Origin of the sequence: Faecalibacterium faecis (assembly GCF_040096475.1) — a bacterium.
In the GTDB taxonomy this organism is placed as follows: Bacteria; Bacillota; Clostridia; order Oscillospirales; family Ruminococcaceae; genus Faecalibacterium; species Faecalibacterium taiwanense.
Window position 1 is genome coordinate 1 of record NZ_JBBMEP010000026.1, and the last position, 23,558, is coordinate 23,558.

A 23,558-nucleotide genomic window follows, 5' to 3' on the forward strand; every position below is an offset into this window, starting at 1 on the left:
ACAAGCTTGGACATTTCTTCGTTGGTGAACTTCACTTCGCCGGAAAAGACTTTCTGCTTGATGCCGGGAGAGAGATTGTCCGCGATGTCGATGCCTCGCGTGTAGTGGCTGGCACGGAGAACGGAGGCACGGCTGACACCGTTTTCCTCTGCGATACGGTCGCAGGTTTTCTTGCCGGAGTGGTGGGTATCATCGTGAGACCCACCACTTTTCTTTGCTAAAGTGTACTGGTTGCCGTGAAAGATTTTCTCAGCTTTCTTTTCGGATTCGTACTGCTTACCCAGCAGGTAACGTTTCTGTTCGGGGGAAAGATTGCGCCGCCCCAGCTGATTCTTGCAGATCCAAGCAAGGGCTTCTTCACGATTTGCAAAGCGGAGCGGCATGGTAGAAAAGCAGATTTCGGGGTGTTTCTGAAGAATCGCATAACGGTTGTGACCATCAACAAGGGTGTTGTTCCAAACAATCAAAGGAGAGAGCAGCTTGCCCTCTTTGAGGATATTTTCTTCAAGCTGATGGAATTCATCATCGGTCAGAGGGGGAATCTGGGACTGGAACTCCGGGTCGATTTTCAGATTGATCATACGCACACTCCTTTATCTCTCCTGTTGCGCCGGTTCTTCCTCCCGGAAAAAGGACGCAACATTCTGCTTTGCGGTTTTCAGTTTGAGCAGTTCTTCCTTGGCTTCCTTGTACTGCTCGTAGAACTTTGCCTTTTCGGATGCCAGCTGCGCATACTCGGCTTCCAGCTTTTTCGGGCTGGGCAGCTTTGTGATGCTGTTTGCCTTGAAATAGGCTGCTGCCGCCCGGTACGCTGTCAGCTCTGCACGGTGCTGCTCCTCAAAGGCTGCGGGTCGCTTGGCGGTCTTAACTGCTGGGCGACATTCTTGGTGCTGGTGTAGGCTGCGATGTGATAGCGCAGCTCATGGTTGGTTTTCATGCGACCTTCGAGGTCTTTCACCACCGCCAGCGAGTCGTGATACTTGGTTTCCAGTTCGGCGATGCGCTGGTTCAGGGCGTCCTCGTCGGTCAAGCCCTTTTCCTGCAGAAGCTTCACGGTCTGTGCAATAACTTTGAGATTGTGTTTCGTGATCCAACGCTTATAGCCGATGCCCTTGCCCTCGGTCAGCCTCGACTGGATGTCGATCAGTTTCCCGATGGCATCCTGCTTGAACTGCACCTTGGGTTTGCGTTCGGTGTTTGCCTGCAACGTGGCAAGCACTGCCGCCTTATCGAACTTGTCCCCGAGATGTTTCGCGCGGATGAACTTTGTTCTGCCAGAGGGCAGATAGCTGAGCTGTCCACGGCTTTCCTTGACCGTGATGCCATACTGCTGCATGAGCTTGTCAGAGAAATCTTCAAAGCTGGTAGCACGGTATAGCACTGAAGAAATCTGTTTCCGCAGGGTTCGCGTTTGCGAAGCAACAAAAGCCCCAGTGGGGCTTTTGAGCGACCGAGCGGTTTGCGCAGCAAATGGAGGGGCCTCGCCCCGACAAGCGACCTTCACGGTTTCGAACTTCTTCTGCTGGGGCGGCTGTCCAGCTGCGGTGAGGGCTGCGTTCTCACGGTCAAGTTTCAACTGACCACGCCTACGCGCCCAATACTCAGCTTCGCTCACGCGCTCTTTCGAGCCGTTGAGCAGGTCGATCTGGTACAGTCCGGCACCCTCGCACAGCTCCATGACCTCAACACGCAAGTGCCGCATGGTCTGGGCTGTGCTGGAGTGCTTCATGCCCTCTAGCCAGTCACGGGGCTTCTGCATATAGGGCTTGCGTTCCACCTCGCGCATTCGGACGCTGCCGATCACGATGTGGACGTGTATATTTCCCGAACGGTTATGCCCATCCGGATGAGTGCAGACGATGGCAGGATGACCGGGGAAGTTTTCTTCGCAGAATTTCAGGCCAAGTGCCTGTGCCTTTTCCATGGTCAAGCCGTTGTCGGCTGCATCGCGTGGGTCGAAGCTGATGATATAATGGTGGGTCTTCACGTCCGCAGACTGTTCGTAAAACAGTATTCAACAAATGACACGGCAGCTGGATGTCAGGATTGGTTACTGTTCACTCCGCTAGGCCTAAAAAGCATTAAGTCCCATGACCACACCGCCGAGGTGTTGGCCATGGGACTTTTTGTGTCTGGGAGCGGCACACCTCTATCGAGGTGTAACACACTAGACTTTGTTCCAAAGTCGTGTGCCAAAGGAGATTATGCTCCTTTGAAATTTCCGTCATCATAGAGGAAAGAAACAATCTATTAACTTTCCCATGCAGCAACAATGCTTCTTTCTGGGTTTTGAGGGTCAATAGTCACCTTTATAGGTGTTCCCTTGCTCACGAGAGGGTTGAACCAAAACCAATGGGACTGTCCATAATAAGTGTCTTTTCCAATCTTGTATTGGTACTGAATCACCCAAGGATAAATTACATCTTCATCAGCAAGGTGATAGGTACTCATGTGGAATTTTATGTGAACCCTTTTTACTGCATTAACTTTTCCGGAAACAATCTTTCCGTTTTTCAGCAGGTCTGCTTTGCGGATGTCTGTAATCCATGCTACCCCGATAATTGCCATAGCAATAAGCCACGCAGCTATGAGTGCCCCGATTCCAACTTGCTTATAGGCGATAGAAATCAGAAAAGCAACAAAAATCCCAACAGCACCAAGAATATGGAGCAAATCTTTAGAAAAGAACTTATGGATTTTTCATGGAAAGACACTTCCTTTCTCGGTAGACAACATTATTTGTTCTATTGTATCATATGCTCTGTGTTTTTTCAAGCCAAGTCAAGTGATTGTTGAAACGACATGAAATAATTGCATCTCACGACAGGTCACCGAAGATAATTGGATTTTTGCAAAAAGAGGAGTAGTGTATCGTCGAAGGATGTGTTATACTCAGTCCATGGAACAATTATGAACTTTATTGTTACTCGGCAGGGGTTGGGGCAGGCACGCCCCAACAAGATCACTTCGGAAATGCAGACGCATTGCAGAAGTGAAGTCCCGGTGGAGCACAACATTTTCAAGAATTGAAAATTTGTGGCCACGGGACGGTTCTTGCCCTCTACCGCTGCGCTCAAAACGCATTTTCAACAAATGTTTCCGAATTGTTAAGACGCAAAAAACAAGTAGAGGTTGTTCTGCTCATGTAATGGGGTCACCGTTTGCTCCGAACGCAGTTCCTGCCCCTGTTTGTGCAGCGGCGTTGTCCGGCTCGCTCACGGAAAGTGTGAGGTCGTGGCACAGTATCACGTTCAGACGGCTTATGAAGGATTCAAGGTTCGGTATGAAGAAAGCTAGGCGCAGTGCGGACACTACGTCCGGCTTCTTTCAAGCGCAAGAATAACACTTTTAAGCTGTGCGGTCAACAACTGTAAATAAAATTCGGAGATTTGTACAACCACATAAGGTTCTATTTGTAAAAAAATACCGCCCACGCAGCGCAGCGATGGATTTTGTCGGGTGAATCGGCGGCAAAATAGATCGGGTGTGTTGCGGGGCGGTAAATTCTTTTGCGGACTTTCCCTCACTGAAGTGGTGGGTCTCACGGTGATAACCAACCACTTTCTGTGGCTGTGTTCAAAATGAACACGACCACATCTTGTGGATGGTTTCAAACCAATCCACAAAATCAGTGAGATTTGTGACAGAGAATATCATGTTTCGCAAGGTGCGTCAAGATGATTTTGAAAAATTTATGACGGTAAAGCATAAGAAGTCTTACTATTTGGCTCAAATTGAAGTCTACTTGACTTTTTTATTGAAGAGATGTCCGTTTTATGCTGCTGCATCTGTAACAGCCTGACGATAAGCACTTGCAGCGTTGTTATTTTATTCAACTGGCTGGGGGATAGTCCTCTGCATCGGGCGAAGTATTCCTCAGTACGGTTTCCACCGCGCACAGAGCAATCTTGGCAAGATTCAGCGTGGTATGGGGATTCATGGCGGTATGCCTCCGTCTATTTTTCTGTGTATAGAATACCACATAAACAAAAAGAGAACGGACGGTCGTTTCTGTTTACGAATTGAGCGCCTGCCACAACGCATCTGAAGCATCAAACACTGCCACGCTGTACCCGGCAAAGCGGCTCTGGATATCAACAGTCTGGCTGCCATCGGCGGCAGTGTTGTAGCTGCCCAGTTCCAGCCCGGAAAGGGCGGGCTGGCTGCGCCACGGGATAAGCTTTGTCTGCCATTCCGCGCCCAGCTTTTCGCTCAGTGCCCCATAGGCCTGTTCGAAGCCCTCCGGGTCATCCAAGATCCAGATTTTGCTCTCGCCGTTGGCAAGGTCGGTGTTCATCTGGGTGGCACCGGCCATCTGACCGTTCATGTCGGTCAGGGCGGCATCGGCGCTCCATGTGTAGTTGTTCACCTGCACCACCACAGTCCCGTCGCCGTTGGCGTCCTCCGCATAGTCTGCCAGCGCAGTCTGCAGGCGCTGCACGGCCTCGTCCGGCAGGGCCTCCGCCGTGACTACCGCCACGGTGTAGTCCGGGTCTACGGTAGTCAGCAGGCCGTGCGCCACATACGCTACGCCCACAATGACCATTGCCGCCACCGCCACGATGCCCCAGTTGTAATACCACCAGTTGGCGCGGGAGCGCTTTTTCTGCTCCTGTGCGGTCAGGGGCTTATCCGGCGCTGCCGGGCGCGGGATGCTGCGCACCTCTACGCCGTATTCCTGCCGCAAAACCGGGAACAGGGTCTGCATCGCTGCCAGCCCCGGCAGCCAGAAGCCGAACAGCACCGCCCAGAACACGCTGACCGGAAACAGCAAGATCATGCCGCCGATGCCCGCCAGCATGAGAACGCCTGCCAGGACGCAGCGCGCCGGGGCGACAGCCAGCAGCCTGCCCGCCCGGCGCAGCAAGCTGTCCGGGGCGGGCAGTTGCAGCGGCAGAACGGCAGCGCAAAGCGTAGCCAGAACCGCCAGCACCAGAAAATCCAGCGCCAGAAAAACGAGAATGGCAAGCCCGGGGTAATACCCCTGCTGCGCGGCGGCTTCAAACACAAAGGCCGATACAAAGCACAGCAGCCCCAGCACCAGCGTGCCAATGCAGCCAAAGCCGCAGGCGGCTTTCCAATGGGCGGCTAGGGTCTGCTTTGCCCGGGGCAGCCACTGGGAGGGGTCGTTCTGCAAGCTGCGCAGAGCGCAGTCTGCCAGCAGCACCATGGCAGGGCCGGTCAGCAGACCGGTGACCGCACTGCACACCACCGTCAGCGGCAGGGAGAGCAGGGTCACGCCCAGCGAGACCCCCAGTGCGGCAGGCAGGCAGAGCACGCAGACCATCAGGTTCGTGCCCAGCAGCTGGCCGAGGTCGCGGCCGACCATCTGGCAAAAGCGTGCAAAGCCTTTTTTCTCCGGCTCGTTTGGGCCTACGCCGTGGCCGTCCCGCCCATAAAGGGCATTGTAGATGCTCATTTTACTTCACCTCGGTGCCAAAGGCTTCGATTTGGGTCAGCGCCGGGAAGGGGGAAGTCCCCTCGGCCTGAATCAGATCCTTCAGCACAAGGCTGCGCACCCGCTTGGGCTCAAAGGCCACGCTCTGGGGTTTGGCGCTTTTCACCAGCGGGATGTCCAGCTGGCTGCCATCAGAAAATTCCACCGTGGCCTTTACCCAGTAGTTGTCGTGGGGGAAATCTGCCCGCTCGGTGATGCGCAGCTCATCCAGCAGTACTTCCCGGCCAAAATCCAGCGTCAGGGCTGCGTTCGGGTCGCGGTTGATGCCCCAGCTCTGGTAGGGATACTCGCCGTGGGCGCTGTTCTCAAAAATGCCGTCGATGGCGTTGCGGGCGGCAAACACCGCCTCGCCGCGCGTTTCTACGTTGGCGCTGGCGTGGGGATAAAAACCGGTGTCGCCATGCTCGTCATAGCAGTTGAAGGCCAGATTCCGCCGGGCGGCAATCTCTTCCGGCAGTGCCAGCCGTGCCCGGATAACGTGACGGCTGCCCGCAAAGCTCTTGGGCGAGTAGGTGATGGCCTGCTCCCCGAAGGGAATGTGGAAGTTGATCTCCCGCTTGACCACATACACAAGGGCTTCGGGCATGGTGTCCTCGAACTGGATGACGCAGTACTGCCCGGGATGGTCGATCTCCAGCGCCACCCGGTCGCCGGGCTTGTAGCAGTTGGTGTAAACAAGGGATACGGCGGTGTCAGCGTCACAGGTCATCAGGGTGTGGCCGGCTTCGTCCAGAATTTTCAGCTTGATGGTTTCCATGGCAGTTCTCCTTAGTACAGTTCGAGCTTCAGCATTTTTTGGAAATGCAGGGTGATCTTATAGATCGTTTCCGGCCATGCGGTGCGCAGGCGCGGGTCGGTGATAGGCACCGCCGTAACAGCAGCCGTTGCGGCGTCCGGGTCAAAGCGGATGCCGCCCAGTGTGCCCACCGCAAAGCCGTCCGCAGTGGGGACGGGTTGCTGCTCGGTGAGCAGGGTCAGGTCTACTGTGCCGGGATAGTCTGTTTCGTCCCGCAGGGTGATGCCCTGTTCGCTGACAGATACGCTGCGGCGGTAGGTGGTAAGCCCCGGGATGGGCGGGTACGCGCCCGCCAGTTCGCCGGTGATGCTATTTTCCTCGGTGCACACCTCCCGGGCAGCGTATTCCGCGCCGGGCAGCTGCTGCACGCCGTCAAAGGTGGGCAGGTTGTGCCATGCGCTCTGCATCGTCCAGATCTCATACCGCTGAGGGCTGAAGGTCTTTTTGGTGTAGCTCTCCACTCCGATATCGATGAGAAACGGTCTTCCGTCCTTGTACACGGTAATGCTGCCGGTATCGTTGTGGTTGTGGCTGTCGCCGTTGGAGCCAAACTTTGCACCCAGCACCCAGCTGCCCTGCCGTGCGGCATAAATGCCTACACTGGGGTACCATACTGCAGAACGATGCTGGGGAACTGCGGCGTATTCCATCAGTTCCTGCTCGGCAAAGGCGGTGGTCAGCCGGTACCACAGGTTGATGTGGGTGCTGCCGTCCGGGTTCTGCAAATGGTCGGGGTCGGCATCGGCGCGGAAATCTGCCGCCGCAAGGGCCTGCAAAGCATCGCTGCCTACGGCCTGTCCAAAGCGGTATTCCCGTGCACCGCAGCGCCCGGCCAGGGGGCTGCAATCGCCAAAGTTCAGATAGTAAGGTCCTTCCACATGGACATTGCAGATGTACTCCGCGATATTTTTGATCTTTGTTTCTCTGAATAGCGGGCGGAAGGCCTCCGGCGCAACGTTGGATAAAATTTCAAGACAGCCCCACAGGGTCAGTCCGGCGTGGCGATAATACTGCGCACCCTCGTTGCAGCAGCCGTCCGCGCCGTAGTCCTTCAAAAAGCAGTCGAGGCTGTAGGCTGCCTGCTTGACGGCAGCTTTTCGCTGCTGCTGGGTGGTGGGCAGCAGAAAAACGGTGAGCAGCACATTCTGAGTGCACCAGCTCGTCCAGTTACACATAGGCTCTTCGCCGTTGCCCATCCACCAGAAGTGGCTTGTAAAATAAGGCGTCAGGATGCGGGCGTCCAGCTCCCGCTCCATCCTCGCCGTGATGCCCGGCGCGGCAGTATCCAGCTCATCGGGCAGTAAGTACCGGGTCAGCGCCAGAAGCGCGCCGGTCTCGGCGGCAAATAAATCCACGATGGGGCGGGTGGTGTCCGGCAGGGGCAGCTGCGGGGTGTCCCGCACATAACTGTTGTGGGCGGGCAGCTGCCATGCACTTTCCTCGCAGATCGCCCATACGGTATCGGCAATTTCATCCAGAAAGCGCCCTTTGTGCTCCACACACTCGGCACTTACCAGCGCGCACAGCCGCGCCCGGCGGGAAAAGTAAGCCGTCTCCCATGGGGTGCGCCGCCCAGTGTGGGTGAAATCCAGCCAGAGCGAGAGCGGCAGGGGCGCAATGGGCGTTTGCAGCGCGGCTTCCCCCGCCTGCAAAAAGCGCTGCTTTGCCCGCAGGGGCAGCCCCTGCCATGCGGTGTGCTCTTTGACAGGGGGAAAGGGCCGGTAATCGGGAAGAAATTCCGGCAGATGAGCAAGCTGTTCCTGTATCATAAAAGCCTCCGATTTTAAATACTTTGCTGGTATTCCCGCGGGCTGAACCCCGTGACCTTTTTGAATACCTTGGAAAAATAGAAAGCGCTCTCGTACCCCAGTTTCTCAGCGATCTCGTATACTTTCAAATCGCCCTGTTCCAGCATCTCTTTTGCCGCAGCGATGCGGGTCTCGGTGATGTACTCCACAAAGCCGCTGTCGCCGTATTTGCCGAACAGCTGGCTGAGGTAGTTGGGCGAAAAATTGAATACAGCCGCCACATCGGCCAGCGTCAGTTTTTCCGAAAGATGATTCTTAACATACTCCTGCACCTGTGCCACCACCTGCATCTTCCCGGCGGTGGCGTCGCCCTCGTTGACCTCCACGAACTGGATGGGCTGCTCCACCGTGAGCAGGGGCTGTAGGTGGGCGTTTTCCCGGCAGCGGCGCGCCAGCCCCAGCAGGGAGCCGGTGGGGCGTCCTACCGCCCAGAGCAGCCGTACCGTGAAATAGTTGTATAGAATTTGGCTGGCGCGTTCCAGCAGCGGGCGCAGTACCGTCCGGTATTTTTGGCACTGGGCATCGGTCAGGCAGAAAAGCACATTGCAGCGCATGGCATCCGCCCCGGTCACATAGCAGGGCAGGTAGTTTTGCAGGGTGGTCTCCAGCATCCGCCCGCAGGAAAAACTCAGCTTCAACTGCTGGGCGGGGGTAAGGGCGGTGTTGGCGATGATCTCGCAGCTGGCTACAAGGTAGGCGTCGCTTGCAAGGTTCAGCTCCATGTGCTGCAAAGGCTGCTCCAATGCGGCTTCGTCCGGGAACAGCCCGGCGTACAACCGCACGAAAAAACGCTCCTGATAGCTGCGCACACTCTCGGCAAGATTTTCCTGTGCTGACAATTCGCCCAGCAAAGCACGCTCCTTTTTTACCTTTTCGGCGGCCTTGGCAAGGGCGGTTTGCAGGTTTTCGGGGGTCAGGTCCAGCTTGACCAGATAATCCACCACTCCGGCACCCATGGCCTGCTTGATGTAATCAAATTCTTCAAAGCTGGTCAGCATGATAAAGGCGGGCAGGGCGTTGCGCTCCCGGCAGGTGCGGGCAAGGGTAAGCCCGTCCATCACCGGCATTTTTACGTCGGCAATGACGATATCCGGCTTCTCCCGCTCAATGAGTTCCAGCGCCAGCTTTCCGTTGCGGGCGGTGCCGCAGACGGTATAGCCCAGCTTTTCCCATTCCAGCATCCCCTGCAGGCCGATGAGCACCAGCGGCTCATCATCCACCAGTAATATCCGCAGCATGGGTGTCTCCTTTCTGTTGATAGGGCAGCCGGATGGTGACCTCGGTGCCCACGTCCTCTTCACTTTCAATGGTCAGGCCGTAACCCTCGCCAAAGGAATACCGGATGCGGCGGTTCACGTTCCACAGGCCGACATGACGGAACTTTTCAGCCTTTTCGGCACCCTCGGCGGGCTCGTCCAGAAGGTGAGCTACCTGCTCCGGCGGCATGCCCACGCCGTCATCGGTAATGCGCAGCAATACGTCCCCGGTATCCGGGTCGGTGGAGATATCCAGCAGCACGCTGCCGTGGCCGCCCTTGGGTTCCAGCCCGTGGAAGATGGCGTTTTCCACCAGCGGCTGCAAGGTGAACCGGGGAATCATGCAGTCCCGGCAAAGGGTCTCGCTTTCAATGCGGGAGACCTCAATCTCCAGGTCGCCGCCGTAGCGGTACTGCTGGATGGTAAAGTAATCGTTGAGCAATGCCAGCTCCTCCTGCAAAGGCACCAGCTTCTGGGTGCCTTTGGAGATGCTTTTGGTCAGCCGTGCAAAGGCGGTGACCATCTCGGCAATGCCGGGCGCGTGCTGGATGGTAGCCATCCAGCGGATGCTGTTGAGGGTGTTGTAGATAAAGTGCGGGTTCACCTCGTTTTGCAGCATCCGGTATTCCAGCTCCTGCTTGCGACGTTCGTCCTCCACCCGGCGGGTCATCAGGCTGTCCACGTTTTCAGCCAGCTGGTTGATGCCCCGGCCGATGTCGCCCAGCTCGTTGTTCCACTCCACCGTGCGGTCGGGGGCAAAGTTGCCGCTGCCCACGGTTTCGATGCGCTTTTGCAGCGCCTCCACCGGGCGGGTGATGACCCGCTCCAGCCAGTGCTGCATCAAAAAGCTCAGTCCCCAGATGATGGCAGTGCCAAGGGCGACCAGCCACAGGTACACGCCGTAGTGCAGCAAAAAGGTATTTGCGGGCAAAAGCTGTACCAGTGCCGCGCTGCGGCCGTTCAGTGTTACCTTGACTACATAATACTTCTGGCCGTCCAGCTGCACCTTGCCCTGCCATGCGGTCTGCTCTGTCACGCCGTTATTGCTGCCGGTGCGCAGGGTGTAGTCCACCTCCCGCAGCGGATTTTCAATCTCGGTCAGGCTGCCGTTTTCGATCTGCCATAGGCGGCTGCCCATCTCCCAGTACAACGCGCTGCCGTCGGTCAGGCTGTAACCTGCTGCCGGGTCGGTGATAATGGCGGTATCCAGCGCAAGGTAGGTGCTGCCCCGGTGCAAGGTGCCCTTGCCGCAGCGGACAGGCTGGCTGATGGCGATGCAGCTCGGACTGCCGGGCAGCAGCGGGTCGGTGGCGAACTGCATCCCGTACCCCTTGGTGAGAAACTGCTTTACGCTGGTGCGGTTGAGCGCCGCCGAGGAGTTCAGCGGGCCGAACTGCAAATGCCGGTCGTTCTCATTGGTAACAAAAAAGCGGAGGATATGGCTGTACAGGGTGCTGGAATAGTATTTTTCCTGCATGGCTTCGTAGGCGGCAATGGTCTGGGTGCCGTTGATATTTTCCTGCGAGATGTACCGCCGCACGGTGCTGTCAATGGAAGCCCAGTTCAAAAGAGCATCGGCGCTTTCCAGACTGGTCTCGATGGAGGTAGCCACCAGCCGCAGGTTGAACTCTGCCGCCTGCAGGGAGTTGGCACGCACATATTGGTTGGAGAGAATGAACAGCGCCGCGCCCACGGCCAGAGAGGTAAGAAAGGTAAAAAAGCGCATTCCCCACACGATCTGCCGCCGCAGCGGGAAACGGTGGCTGCTCTTCATAACGGTGCCTCCTTTCTGGTGACAGTTTGCATTCTTTCCTTTATACAGTACTGATTCCGGCGCGGTTTGTCAACGGCTTTTTTCATGAGAATTGTGTACTTTATATGCTTTTTTCTCTCGTCACGGATGCAAACTGTGCAAGAGAACAAGAAAGTGCAGACTCCAGTGTAAGAAAGTACATCTTTTTTTAAAAGATACAGAAAAACTGCAACTCTTCCCGGAATTTTTCCATTCCGGTTTTTGCGTTTGTGCGGTATCCTAGTGTCAACAAAAGCGAGCGGCTCCCCGGCACGGGGGAGGCTGCTGCACAGAACAAACACACTGCCCTGAAGGAGGACACACTTATGAAAAAGATCTCTCGTCGTTCGTTCCTTACCGCTGCCGCTGCCTGCGGCGCAGCTGCTGCCCTGAGCGCCTGTGGCGGCTCTTCTGCAAGCTCCACCGCTGCTTCCTCCACTGCCGGTTCCACCGCTGCTTCCGCAGCCGCAGGCCCTGTTACCCTGCAGTGGTCAGTGTGGGATAAGGAGTCCACTCCCTACTGGCAGGCCATGGCCGACGGCTACATGGCAAGCCACAAGGACGTGACCATCGAGATGGTGGATCTGGGCTCCAGCGATTACATGACCGTTCTGGCTACCCAGCTGGCCGGCAGCGCTGATCTGGATATCGTGACCATCAAGGATATCCCCGGCTACGCAAACCTGATCAATCTGGACTACCTCAAGCCTCTGAATGAGGTGCTGACCCGCGACACCGGCGATTTCAACGGCACCATCGAGCAGCTGACCACCGATGACGGCAACTTCTACGCCGTGCCCTTCCGCAGCGACTTCTGGGTGCTGTACTACAACAAGGATCTGTTTGATGCTGCCGGTGTGGAGTATCCCTCCAATGACCTGACAATGGAAGATTACGATGCTCTGGCCCGCAAGATGACCAGCGGCTCCGGCGACACCAAGGTCTATGGCTGCCACTACCACACCTGGCGCTCTGCCGCTTCTCTGTTCTCCATTCTGGACGGCAAAAACACCATCATCGACGGCACCTACGACTTCATGAAGCCCACCTACGATATGGTCATTGCCCAGCAGAAGGACGGCATCTGCATGGACTACGGCTACCTCAAGACCTCTTCTCTGCACTACTCCGCAGCCTTTGAGAACCAGCAGTGCGCAATGGTCAACATGGGCAGCTGGTTCATCTCCACGCTGGAAGCTTACATGAAGGATGCCGAGACCAAGTTCAACTGGGGCATCGTCAAGTACCCGCACCCCGCCGGTGCAGAGGCTGGTTCTACGCTGGGCACTGTGACCAGCTTGGCCATCAACGCGGATTCTCCCAAGGCAGAGGCCGCTGCCGACTTCATCAACTGGTGTGTCTCCGAGGAGGGCGCACAGGCCATTGCCAAGACCGGCACCTTCCCGGCCTGCGGCTCCGCTGCTACCGCCGAGATCATCAAGTCCACCGAGGGCTTCCCCGAGGACAGCAATTCTGTGGATGCACTGACCACCAGCAATGTCTATCTGGAAATGCCCTACACCCAGTACGCATCTGATATCGAGACCATTCTGAACGCCGAGCACGATGCTATTATGACCATGAGCGAGACCGTGGACGAGGGCATCCAGAACATGAACGATCAGGTTCCCGCAGTTCTCGGCTGATAAAGCGTTTTCCGCAATACGTTGCGGTTCTCCTTCTTCATCATTTTCGATCCCCATTCATTTTCCGGTGGACGAGCATCGGAAAAAAGCCCTGTCCGAGCGGGGCGGGTATGCACAGCGCCCGCCCCGCTCATTTTTTGGAAAAATGGTTATACTTCCGGGAAAGGAGGCTCTTTTATGGCGAGTGCTGCTGTCCAGAATAAAACTCCCCGTAAAGTGCTAAAAAAATCGACCCGCGATTCTCTGATCGCGTATTCCTTCATTGCGCCAAACTTCATTGGCTTCTGCGTGTTTACGCTGGTGCCCATGGTGTTTGCCATTGCGCTGGCCTTCTGCGCATGGGACGGCCGCCACGCCATTGAATTTGTCGGCCTGAAAAACTTTGTAAAGCTCTTCACCACCGATAAAATCTTTCAGGCGGCCTTGAAAAACACCATCGTCTATGTCATCGGCACCGTGCCGCTTACGCTGGCCTGCTCGCTGGCCATGGCCGTGCTGCTGAACCAGAATGTGAAGCTGCGCAACTTTTTCCGCACCGTGGCGTTCTTCCCTTACGTTGCTTCGCTGGTGGCGGTGGCAGCGGTATGGAACATGATCTTCAACCCCTCCATGGGCCCCATCAACATGATCCTGAACCAGTTCTTCGGCGTGGCGGTGGAAAACCTGCCCCGCTGGGCTGCCGGCAAGGACACCGCCATGATCACGGTCATCCTGTTCAGCGTGTGGAAGAACATGGGCTACTACATGGTCATCTATCTGGCCGGCCTGCAGGGCTGCAACCCGGACCTGAACGAAGCCGCCGAGCTGGACGGTGCAAACCGCTGGCAGCAGTTCTGGCACATCACTCTGCCCCAGCTGCGGCCTACCACCTTCTTTGTGGTCATCATGCTCACCATCTCCGGCTTCAAGGTCTACGACCAGATGTACATGATCACGCAGGGCGGCCCCGGTACTGCTACCATGACGCTGGTGTACTACATCTATAATGTGGCCTTCGTCAATACCCCGAAATACGGCTACGCAAGTGCAATTTCCATGGTGCTGTTCGTACTGGTGCTGATCGTTACCATCATCCAGTTCCGCGGCTCCAAGGGCGAGAACTGAGAAAGGAGGAAGAACCATGTCTGCTGCTATTATCAAGACCGAGGCCTCTCAGAAGCGCCGCAATTTCGTCTCCAAGTTCCTGATCTATTTCTTCCTCATCGTCATCACAGCTTGTATGCTGCTGCCCTTTTTGTGGATGCTGTCCTCCTCCTTTAAGCTGAATAAGGACGTGTTCGGCTTCCCTATCCAGTGGATCCCCAAAAATCCCCGCTGGCAGAACTATGTGGACATCTGGACCCAGATCCCGCTGCTGACCTTTGTGAAAAACACGGTCAAGATCACCGTGGTGGTCACCCTGTTGCAGCTGTTCACTTCCTCCTTTGCAGCCTACGCCTTTGCTAAGATGCAGTTCAAGGGCAAAAACGCGCTCTTCCTCGGCTACATTGCCACCATTGCAGTGCCTTGGCAGGCCTACATGGTGCCCCAGTTCATGATGATGAGCTCGTGGCATTTGAACAACACCCATCTGGCCATTATGTGCCTGCAGGCCTTCAGCGCCTTCGGCGTGTTCCTGATGAAGCAGTTCTACGAGGGCGTGCCCACCGAGCTGTGTGAGGCTGCCCGCATTGATGGCCTGAGCGAGTACGGCATCTGGTGGCACATCATGCTGCCCCTCAGCCTGCCCGCCCTGTCCACCCTGACCATCTTCACCTTCGTGAACACATGGAACGACTTCCTTGGCCCCCTGATCTACTTGACCAAGACCGAACTCAAGACCATCCAGATTGGTCTGCGTATGTTCATCACCCAGTATTCTGCAGAGTACGGCCTGATCATGGCGGCCTCTGTGGTGGCACTGATCCCGGTGCTGATCGTGTTCCTCTCCCTGCAAAAGTACTTTGTGCAGGGCGTGGCATCCACCGGCATCAAGGGCTAAACAAATCACCCGTAAGCGGGGCGTGGGCAGTACCCGCGCCCCGCATTTTTTGCAGAAATAGAGGGAAAGCGTTATGTTATATCCTGAACAGAATGAAGCGCGCTTGAAGCTGAGCCTTGACGGCACATGGGCGTTTGCGCTGGGCAGCTGCGCGGAAACCCAGTTCGACCCCGCAAAGCCCCTGCCGGACGCCCAGCCCATCGCGGTACCTGCCAGCTACAACGACCAGAACGACCAGACCACCGCCCTGCGCCGCCACTACGGCTGGGTGTGGTATCAGCGCAAGGTCACCCTGCCCGCCTTCTGCGCCGGGCAGCGGGTGGTGCTGCGGTTCGGCTCGGTGACCCACACGGCCAAGGTCTGGCTGAACGGCCAGCTCATTGCGCAGCACAAGGGCGGCTTTACCCCCTTTGAAGCGGACGTCACCGCTCTGCTGCAACCCGGCGAGACCGCACTGCTGACCGTAGCCTGTGACAACCGGGTGAACCACAGCACCCTGCCTGTGGGCAACGAGGACGGGCAGCTGGCCTTCTTTGGCTCGGACAACGCGGGTATCCCCAGTGTGGAGGCTGCCAAGCGTGCCGCCGCACCCCAGAACCGCCCCAACTTTGACTTTTTCAACTATGCGGGCATCCATCGCCCGGTGGTGCTCTACACCACCCCTAAAGAGTACATCGAGGATGTGACCATAGTGCCCGCCGTGGACGGCACGGTGCAGTACGCGGTAAAAACCACCGGCAGCGCACCTGTCCGTGTCACGGTGCTGGATGCTGACGGCAACGCCGTTGCAAGCGCCGAGAGTGCAGAAGGCACGATCACCATCCCGGAAGTGCATCTCTGGGAGCCCAGACCCGGCACGCCCTACCTGTACACCCTGCATGCCACCTGCGGGGCAGATGTCTACGACCAGACCTTTGGTGTGCGCAGCATTGAGGTGCGGGGCACACAGGTGCTTTTGAACGGCAAGCCGCTCTATTTCAAGGGCTTTTGCAAGCACGAGGACTTTACCGCCCATGGCCGAGGCTTTGACCCGGTGCTGAACGTGAAGGATGTGAACCTGATCCACTGGGCAAACGCCAATGCCGTGCGCACCAGCCACTATCCCTACGCCGAGGAGTTCTACGACCTGTGCGACCGGGAGGGCATTCTGGTCATGGACGAGACCCCGGCGGTGGGCATCGGCGGCGGGGCAGCGGTGAACCCCTATAAGGAATACCCCCTTGCGGAGCATCACCGGCAGGTGCTTGCCGAGATGATCCATCGGGACAAAAACCACCCCTGCGTGGTGCTGTGGAGCCTTGGCAACGAGCCGGATCTGGAGCACTTCCCGCAGGATGCCTACGACTACTGGCACCCGCTGTATGAGCTGGCGCACCAGCTGGACCCGCAGGACCGCCCGGTCACCCTCGTCTGCTGCCAGAACGACTACACCAAGGATATCACCACCCGCACCATGGATATCGTCTGCATCAACCGCTACTACGGCTGGTACAACCTTTCCGGTGACATGGACGCCGCTTGCTACGGCCTGAATCAGGAGCTGGATTTCTGGGCAGAGCAGCACAAGCCCGTGATGATGAGCGAGTACGGTGCGGACACCGTGGCAGGGCTGCACACCGCCGGAGCCGAGATGTTCAGTGAGGAGTTTCAGGTGGAGTTCTACCGCCGTCTGGATGCAGAGTTTGACAAGCGCCCGTGGTTTGTGGGAGAATTTGTCTGGAACTTTGCAGACTACGACACTGTGCAGGGCCCCATGCGGGTGGATGGCAACAAAAAAGGTCTGTTCACCCGGGATCGCCGCCCCAAGCTGGGCATGCACTTTCTGCGCCAGCGGTGGGCAGAGATACCTACGTTTGGATTTAAGGAGTAATCATGATGAAAACCTACCAGAACCACGCTATGACCGACGCCGAGGCACGGCAGGCACTGACCGATGCCTGCAAACAGGTGGAGACCAATCTGCCCCTGTACACCTACCAGTGCCAGAACCATTCCAGTGTGAACGATATCTACCCCGGCTGCGCCAATAACCAGTGGACCTGCGGCTTTTGGCCCGGTGAGATCTGGCTGGCCTACGAGGCCACCGGGGACGAAAAATTCAAGACAGCCGCCCTCATTCAGGTGGACAGCTTTGCGGACCGCATTGCCCGCAAGGTGGAGGTGGACCACCACGATATGGGCTTTTTGTACAGCCCCACCTGCGTGGCAGCGTGGAAGCTGGTGGGCAGCGAAACCGGCAAAAACGCCGCCATTGCCGCCGCCGACCAGTTGCTGACCCGCTACCAACCCAGCGGCCGCTTCTTGCAGGCATGGGGCACTATGGACGACCCCGGCAACTACCGCTATATCATTGACTGCATGCTCAATGTGCCGCTGCTGTACTGGGCAGCGCAGGTGACCGGTAGCGACCACTACCGCGAGATCGCCGCTGCCCACACCGCCACCACGCTGGCAAACTCCTTCCGGCCGGACGGCAGCACCTACCACACCTTCTTTATGAACCCGGACGGCACCCCCAAGGGCGGACGCACCTGTCAGGGCTATAAGGACGACAGCTTCTGGGCACGGGGACAGGCGTGGGGCGTGTACGGCAGCGCCATTGGCTACACCTACACCCACGACGAAAAGTTTTTGGATGTGTTCCGCAAGGCGCTGGAATTTTACCTTTCCCGCCTGCCGGAGGATATGATCCCCTGCTGGGATATGCTCTTTGCCCCGGAAAGCGGCGAACCCCGGGATTCCTCCTCCGCTGCCATCGTGGCCTGTGGATTGCTGGAAGCGGCAAAGTATGTGGACGAAACAGAAGCTGCCCAGTGGCGCACACTGGCACGGCAGATGCTGGCCAGCCTTGCCGCAAATTATGCGGTAAAGCCTGGTACCCTCGGCTCCGGCCAGCTGCTGCACGGCACTTACAGCAAAAAGAGCCCCTACAACACCTGCACCCCGGAGGGCGTGGATGAATGTACGAGCTGGGGCGATTATTTTTACATGGAGGCGCTGACCCGCCTGACCAAAGACTGGGAGATGTACTGGTGATGAACTTGCAGACCAAAGCGGATTTTACCGCACTGATGCACAAATTTCTCGACCCCCTCAAGCCCTGTTATTCCGCAGGCTGCGCCCGGCTGCATCTGGGCGAGACGGGTGTGACCTACAACCAAAATGCCATTGAGCTGGAAGCCTTCAGCCGCCCGCTGTGGGCGCTGGTGCCCTTCTGGGTGGGCGGCGGCTCTGACCCGGAGTTTGAAAAAATCTACCGCAAGGGTCTTGCCGCCGGCACCGACCCGGAAAACCCCGAATACTGGGGCACCACCGGGGAATACGACCAGTGTTATGTGGAGATGGCGGCTATTGCCTGCGGCATCCTCACCGCACCGGAAAAGCTGTGGACCCCGCTTTCTGATACCGAAAAACAGAACCTTGCCGCATGGCTGGGGCAGATCAACGCCCACACCATCCCGGACTGCAACTGGCAGTTTTTCCGCATCCTTGTAAACCTTGCCCTGAAAAGCGTGGGGATGCCTTACAGCCCGGAACTGCTGGAGGATGGCCTTTGCAAAATTGACAGCTATTACAGCGGCGACGGCTGGTCCACCGATGGCGCCTCCGTGCAAAAGGATTACTACATCCCGTGGGCCATCCAGTATTACGGACTGCTCTACTCTAAATTTGCCGCCGACACCGACCCCCGGCGTGCTGCACTCTACCGCCAGCGCGCCCAGCTGTTCGCGCAGCAGTTCGTCTATTGGTTCGATGCCAACGGCGCAGCCCTGCCCTTTGGCCGCAGCCTGACCTACCGCTTTGCCCAGAACAGCTTCTGGGCGGCCTGCATCTGGGCAGGGCTGGAGCCGCTGCCCCTGCCGGTAATGAAGGGCCTTATCGTCCGCAACTTCAACTGGTGGCTGGGGCAGAAAATGTTCGACCGGGACGGCATCCTGACCATCGGCTACTGCTACCCGCAGATGTACATGGCCGAGCGGTACAACGCCCCCGGCAGCCCCTACTGGGGCATGAAGAGCTTTTTGCTGCTTGCTTTGCCGGATGACCACCCCTTCTGGTCTGCCGAAGCCGCGCCCATGCCCGCATTGGAGCGGCTCAAGCCCATGCCATACGCCAATATGCTGGTGCAGCGCCGGGCGGGGCGGGTAACGGCCTATGCCGCCGGTGTCAACGAGGGCCACGGTCACGGACAGTTCCCGGAAAAGTATGCAAAATTTGCCTACGATACCCGCTTTGGCTTCTGCGCCTCCCGCAGCCGGGAGGTGCTCAATCAGGCCGCGCCGGACAGTATGCTGGCCTTTGTCATCGACGACAACGTGTTTGTGCGCAAGGTGAGCAAAACGTGGGAAATTGAAGCCGGGGCTGTGACCGCGCAGTGGTCGCCCTTCCCCGGGATTGAGGTGACCACCACTATCACTCCCACGGCCACCGGCCACCGCCGCCACCATGAAATTGACAGCAGTTTCGACTGCGAAGCCTATGACTGCGGTTTTGCCGTGCCCAATTTTACACCGGGCTACGCCGAAAGCGCGGAAAACGATACCGCCGAAGCCCATTGCGACACCCTGTGCTGCGCCGTGCGCGGCAGGGGAGAAGCAGTGGTCATCGGCTGCGACCCTAACACCAGCCTGTACTTCACCAATGTCCATCTGCCCGCCGTGAAGTACCACATCCCCAAGGGACACACGGTGCTGGACACCGAGGTCTTTGACGAAGCAAACTGATGCCGCTTCTTTCTATAGCAGTTTGCGTTTTTAATGCACAAGCAACATCCGCAAACTGCATATCGCAAATATGCCGTTTTGATAGGCACTATTTTTGAAAATTGCGATAGAAAAACAGTCGTTTTTGTGCGGCTGTTTTTCTTATATTCTGTGCTATAATGAGAGCAGAAAATGCTGCGAGGTGACATTTATGCCTTTAAATAATCCTATCACATCGGCGCTTCTGGCCGACCCGGAAATTTTCCAGCAGAACCGTTTGCCCTTCCACGCTCATTTTGCAGACCAGACAAGCCCGGAAATGCCGCTGGCCGTCAGCTTGGATGGCGAATGGGCTTTCCACTATGCGGAAAACCTGACTGCGCCTTTCTCAGACTGGGACACCCTGACCGTGCCCGGCTTCATCCAAATGCAGAGCCTGCAAAAGCCCGGCCAGCCCTACGGCACGCCCCATTACGTCAACACCCAGTACCCGTGGGACGGCCATGAAAAGCTGCACCCCGATCAGATTCCGCAGGATTATAACCCCATCGGGGAATACCAGCGCAGTTTCACCCTGCCGGAAAGCTGGGCAAGCTGCTATCTGCGCCTGAACGGCGCGGACAGCGCTGCCGCCGTCTGGTGCAATGACGTTTACATCGGCTACACCGAGGATACCTTCACTCCCGCTGAATTTGACATGACCGCCGCCGTCCACCCCGGCGAAAATACCCTGACGGTACAGGTGTACCGTTTCTCCTCCGGCAGCTGGCTGGAGGATCAGGATTTCTGGCGCATGAGCGGCTTGTTCCGCTCTGTGGAGCTGTTCACAAAGCCGGAAATTCACCTCGAGGATGTCTTTGTGAAGCAGGATTTTGCCCCGGACTTTTCCAGTGCCACTGTCACCTTTGATTGCAAGGTCAGCGGCGCGGGCACCATCTCGGTGGTGTTTGATGGCGAGGAGCAGTCTGCTGAGGTGGGCGAACCTGCCGAATACGACAGCGGTGTGGTGTTCGGCAAGGGCGAGGCCGACCCGGACGTGGAAGAGGACGTGCAGGATGTCTCCTTCACCTTTACGGTGGAGCATCCCACCCTGTGGAGCGCCGAGCAGCCGAACCTGTACGAAGCAGAAATTGCCCTGCTGAACGAGGGTGCTCTCGTGGAGCGCACCGGATTGAAAGTCGGCTTGCGTAAGTTTGAGCTGAAAGAACGCCAGATGCTTTTGAACGGCAAGCGTATCGTGTTCAAGGGTGTCAACCGCCACGAGTGGAGCTGCCGCACCGGCCGCACCGTCAGCCGGGAAGAGATGCTGTGGGATGTAAAGAACCTGAAGGCCCACAACGTCAACGCCGTGCGCACCAGCCACTACCCCAACGACCCCTATTTCCTGTCCCTCTGCGATGAATACGGCCTGTATGTCATCGGGGAGACCAATCTGGAGACCCACGGCACATGGCAGAAGCTGGGTGCGGACGGCTCGGACGAGTGGACGCTGCCCGGTGCCCGCCCGGAGTGGCGGGAAAATGTGCTTGCCCGCGCCGAAGCCATGCTGGAACGGGACAAAAACCACCCGGCCATCCTCATTTGGTCTTGCGGCAACGAGAGCCACGGCGGCAAGACCCTGTGGGAGATGAGCGAGTATTTCCGCAACACCGACCCCAGCCGCCTTGTGCACTACGAGGGCATTTTCTGGAACCGGGAGTACCCCGCCACCTCCGATATGGAAAGCCAGATGTACACCCCGGTGGCAGACATCAAAAAGTTTCTGGCAGAGCACCCGGAAAAGCCCTTTATCATGTGCGAGTACAGCCACGCCATGGGTAACAGCTGCGGCGGCATCACCGACTACACCGAGTATGCCTACGAAGAGCCCCTGTATCAGGGCGGGTTTATCTGGGAGTACATGGACCACGGCATTGCAGTGACAAGCCCGGACGGCAAGCCCGGCTTTGCCTATGGCGGCGACTTCGGCGACCGCCCCACCGACCGGGAATTCTGCGTGGACGGCCTTGTGCTGCCCGACCGCCGTAACACCCCCAAAATGGACGCCGTCAAGGCGGCCTACGCACCGCTGAAGATCACCCTGACCGACACGGAAGCCGTGATTGAAAACCGGAATCTCTTTACCGACCTGAACGCCTACGACCTTGTGTTTGCGTCCTCGGTCAACGGCAAGCCGGAGCGCCGGGCGGTGCTGCGGGCAGACTGCAAGCCGGGCGGGACGGAGCACATCCCGTTTCCCTTTGCCTTACCGGAGGCTGGGCTTGCCTGCATGACCGTTACCGCCATCCAGCGGGCTGCACTGCCCGGCATCCCGGCGGGCTATGAAGCCGCTTTGGGGCAGGTATGGCACAACTACGCCGTCGCCCGGCTGACCCTGCCCGCCCCGCAGCTGGTGGAGATGGACTGCAACGTCGGCGTAAAGGGCGAGGGCTTCGAGTACATCTTTGGCCGAGGCAAGGGGCTGGTGTCCATCCGCTATAACGGCGTGCAGCTGCTGGACGATACCGTGCGCCCCAATTTCTGGCGTGCGCCCACCAACAACGACGAGGGCTGTGCAGAGCCGTTTACATTTGCCTTCTGGAAAACCGCCGGTCTCTACGCCCGCTGCGATAACCTGACCGCTGAAACAAAGGGCGATTTCGTCATCGCCCGCGCAAACTACACCCTGCCAGATGGGCAGACGCTGCCCATTGATTTTGCCATTGACGGCGCAGGCCGCTGTGATATCACCATGACATGGCAGGGCACGCGCACTGAGCTGCCGGAGTTCGGTCTGCTCTTCCCGCTGCGTCGGGAGCTGACGGAAGTCTCCTATCTGGGTCTTGGCCCCCGGGAGACCACCGCCGACCGCACTGCAGGCGGCAAGATGGGTGCGTGGAACTACAACGTCCGGCAGGATTTTGCCCAGAACACCCCGGTCTACCCGCAGGAGTGCGGCAGCCGCACCGGCGTGTACAGTGCAACTGTCACCGGCAGCGGATTGAATATAGGCATCGGCTTTGCAGGGGACGGCATGACCTTCTCGGCGCTGCCCTACACGCCCCATGAACTGGAAAACGCCCGCCACCTTTACGAGCTGCCCCGGGACGACAATAAGACGGTCGTCCGCTGCGCTGCTTTCCAGCGCGGCGTGGGCGGCGACAACAGCTGGGGCGCAAAGCCCCATGCAGACGCCTGCTTTGCGGTGGAGAAGGGAACCTCGTTCCGTTTTACGATTCAAAAATAAAAATTTACTTGGCTAAAGTGGTGGGTATCATCGTGATACCCACCACTTTGGTCTTATTGCGAAACCGTAACAAGACAAAAATCAGCGCAATATTCAAATAGTATATTTGCGATATGCAATCCAACGTTGTAGCTGCTGCATTAAAAAGTTGAATTTTTATGGTTTATGGAGAAATAAGGAATTGTGTCAAAATGACACAATTGCTCCGGGCACCTTCATAGAACCATGGAATGTGAATATTTTGCTTTCATAGGAGTTCATGTTTTTTACTGAATCTCGTGAAAAGCGTATAAAAAGCTTGCAATCATCTGTAAAATGTGGTATATCCATTATACGAAACATTGCTTTAAAAGAACACTCCACCGTTCAATGATGTGTAAAGTGAGGTGCCTGCCATGACCGCTGTGATCTATGCCCGCTATTCATCGGATAACCAGCGCGAAGAATCCATTGAAGGCCAGATTCGTGAATGCACTGCCTATGCGGAAAAGAACGGCATCACCATCGTCAAGCACTACATTGACCGTGCTATCTCTGCCAAGACGGACAACCGCCCGGAGTTTCAGCAGATGATTAAGGACAGTGACAAGAAGCTGTTTGACATCGTGCTGGTCTGGAAGTTGGATCGTTTTGCCCGGAACCGCTACGACAGTGCCCGGTACAAGACCCAGCTGAAGAAGAACGGTGTCAAGCTCATGTCTGCCACCGAGATCATCTCCGAGGGACCGGAGGGCATCATTCTGGAATCGGTGCTGGAAGGTTATGCCGAGTATTATTCCGCTGACCTGTCTGAAAAGGTCATTCGTGGCATGACCGAAAACGCACTGAAGGGAAAGTTCACTGGCGGTGCCATTCCCTTTGGCTACATCATCAACGCAGACCACCGCTTTGA

The 23,558-nt window shown here is 57.2% G+C and carries 15 protein-coding genes and 1 pseudogene; 8 read left to right on the forward strand and 8 right to left on the reverse strand.

What is annotated here, in order from left to right; genetic code table 11:
• The 8 genes and pseudogenes from WMO17_RS11735 to WMO17_RS11770 all read right to left on the reverse strand — a co-directional run.
• On the reverse strand, positions 1-581 hold a 581-nt coding region (locus tag WMO17_RS11735), incomplete at its 3' end, for a ParB N-terminal domain-containing protein (RefSeq protein ID WP_494337417.1).
• 12 nt (positions 582-593) lie between these two features.
• A pseudogene (locus tag WMO17_RS11740) lies at positions 594-1,999 on the reverse strand (relaxase/mobilization nuclease domain-containing protein); the annotation flags it as partial.
• Positions 2,000-2,250: 251 nt separating this feature from the next.
• Entirely contained in the window at positions 2,251-2,673 is a 423-nt protein-coding gene (locus WMO17_RS11745; protein ID WP_349138175.1) for a DUF3592 domain-containing protein, read from the reverse strand.
• Between the two features lie 1,342 nt (positions 2,674-4,015).
• Positions 4,016-5,419 (reverse strand): hypothetical protein, encoded by a 1,404-nt coding sequence (locus tag WMO17_RS11750; protein ID WP_015565849.1) that lies wholly within the window; start codon positions 5,417-5,419, stop codon positions 4,016-4,018.
• A gap of 1 nt (position 5,420) precedes the next feature.
• Positions 5,421-6,215 (reverse strand): hypothetical protein, encoded by a 795-nt coding sequence (locus WMO17_RS11755; RefSeq protein WP_015565850.1) that lies wholly within the window; start codon positions 6,213-6,215, stop codon positions 5,421-5,423.
• An 11-nt stretch (positions 6,216-6,226) separates the two neighbouring features.
• A complete protein-coding gene (locus WMO17_RS11760; RefSeq protein ID WP_015565851.1) occupies positions 6,227-8,023 on the reverse strand; it encodes a heparinase II/III domain-containing protein in 1,797 nt (598 codons plus the stop codon).
• A gap of 14 nt (positions 8,024-8,037) precedes the next feature.
• A complete protein-coding gene (locus WMO17_RS11765) occupies positions 8,038-9,300 on the reverse strand; it encodes a response regulator transcription factor (RefSeq protein WP_349138177.1) in 1,263 nt (420 codons plus the stop codon).
• A complete protein-coding gene (locus WMO17_RS11770; RefSeq protein WP_015565853.1) occupies positions 9,275-11,092 on the reverse strand; it encodes a sensor histidine kinase in 1,818 nt (605 codons plus the stop codon). The genes WMO17_RS11765 and WMO17_RS11770 overlap by 26 nt, the downstream gene beginning before the upstream one ends.
• A gap of 344 nt (positions 11,093-11,436) precedes the next feature.
• Between WMO17_RS11770 and WMO17_RS11775 the strand changes: the two genes are divergently transcribed.
• From WMO17_RS11775 to WMO17_RS11810, 8 genes are all read left to right on the forward strand, one after another.
• Positions 11,437-12,756: an ABC transporter substrate-binding protein gene (locus WMO17_RS11775; RefSeq protein ID WP_015565854.1), complete on the forward strand. Its 1,320-nt coding sequence runs from the start codon at positions 11,437-11,439 to the stop codon at positions 12,754-12,756.
• 177 nt (positions 12,757-12,933) lie between these two features.
• A complete protein-coding gene (locus tag WMO17_RS11780) occupies positions 12,934-13,860 on the forward strand; it encodes a carbohydrate ABC transporter permease (protein WP_120081037.1) in 927 nt (308 codons plus the stop codon).
• A gap of 16 nt (positions 13,861-13,876) precedes the next feature.
• Positions 13,877-14,737, forward strand: coding sequence for a carbohydrate ABC transporter permease (locus WMO17_RS11785; RefSeq protein WP_015565856.1), 861 nt, complete (start codon positions 13,877-13,879; stop codon positions 14,735-14,737).
• A gap of 73 nt (positions 14,738-14,810) precedes the next feature.
• Entirely contained in the window at positions 14,811-16,607 is a 1,797-nt protein-coding gene (gene uidA / locus WMO17_RS11790) for a beta-glucuronidase (protein WP_005943354.1), read from the forward strand.
• Between the two features lie 2 nt (positions 16,608-16,609).
• Positions 16,610-17,773: a glycoside hydrolase family 88 protein gene (locus WMO17_RS11795; RefSeq protein WP_349138178.1), complete on the forward strand. Its 1,164-nt coding sequence runs from the start codon at positions 16,610-16,612 to the stop codon at positions 17,771-17,773.
• Positions 17,773-19,461: a DUF2264 domain-containing protein gene (locus WMO17_RS11800; RefSeq protein ID WP_120081032.1), complete on the forward strand. Its 1,689-nt coding sequence runs from the start codon at positions 17,773-17,775 to the stop codon at positions 19,459-19,461. Before WMO17_RS11795 ends, WMO17_RS11800 begins: the two co-directional genes overlap by 1 nt.
• A gap of 190 nt (positions 19,462-19,651) precedes the next feature.
• Complete coding sequence (lacZ, locus tag WMO17_RS11805; RefSeq protein ID WP_349138179.1) at positions 19,652-22,666, forward strand: beta-galactosidase, LacZ type; 3,015 nt, start codon at positions 19,652-19,654, stop codon at positions 22,664-22,666.
• 395 nt (positions 22,667-23,061) lie between these two features.
• Positions 23,062-23,558: recombinase family protein (locus tag WMO17_RS11810; RefSeq protein WP_349138181.1), on the forward strand; the 497-nt coding region annotated here is incomplete at its 3' end.

Bases quoted from the DNA above. Each gene is read 5' to 3' on its own strand.
- WMO17_RS11800 (WP_120081032.1), top strand. From the start codon at position 17,773: ATGAACTTGCAGACCAAAGCGGATTTTACCGCACTGATGCACAAATTT.
- WMO17_RS11755 (WP_015565850.1), bottom strand. From the start codon at position 6,215: ATGGAAACCATCAAGCTGAAAATTCTGGACGAAGCCGGCCACACCCTG.
- WMO17_RS11765 (WP_349138177.1), bottom strand. From the start codon at position 9,300: ATGCTGCGGATATTACTGGTGGATGATGAGCCGCTGGTGCTCATCGGC.
- WMO17_RS11785 (WP_015565856.1), top strand. From the start codon at position 13,877: ATGTCTGCTGCTATTATCAAGACCGAGGCCTCTCAGAAGCGCCGCAAT.
- WMO17_RS11770 (WP_015565853.1), bottom strand. From the start codon at position 11,092: ATGAAGAGCAGCCACCGTTTCCCGCTGCGGCGGCAGATCGTGTGGGGA.
- uidA (WP_005943354.1), top strand. From the start codon at position 14,811: ATGTTATATCCTGAACAGAATGAAGCGCGCTTGAAGCTGAGCCTTGAC.
- WMO17_RS11775 (WP_015565854.1), top strand. From the start codon at position 11,437: ATGAAAAAGATCTCTCGTCGTTCGTTCCTTACCGCTGCCGCTGCCTGC.
- WMO17_RS11760 (WP_015565851.1), bottom strand. From the start codon at position 8,023: ATGATACAGGAACAGCTTGCTCATCTGCCGGAATTTCTTCCCGATTAC.
- WMO17_RS11780 (WP_120081037.1), top strand. From the start codon at position 12,934: ATGGCGAGTGCTGCTGTCCAGAATAAAACTCCCCGTAAAGTGCTAAAA.
- WMO17_RS11795 (WP_349138178.1), top strand. From the start codon at position 16,610: ATGATGAAAACCTACCAGAACCACGCTATGACCGACGCCGAGGCACGG.
- WMO17_RS11750 (WP_015565849.1), bottom strand. From the start codon at position 5,419: ATGAGCATCTACAATGCCCTTTATGGGCGGGACGGCCACGGCGTAGGC.
- lacZ (WP_349138179.1), top strand. From the start codon at position 19,652: ATGCCTTTAAATAATCCTATCACATCGGCGCTTCTGGCCGACCCGGAA.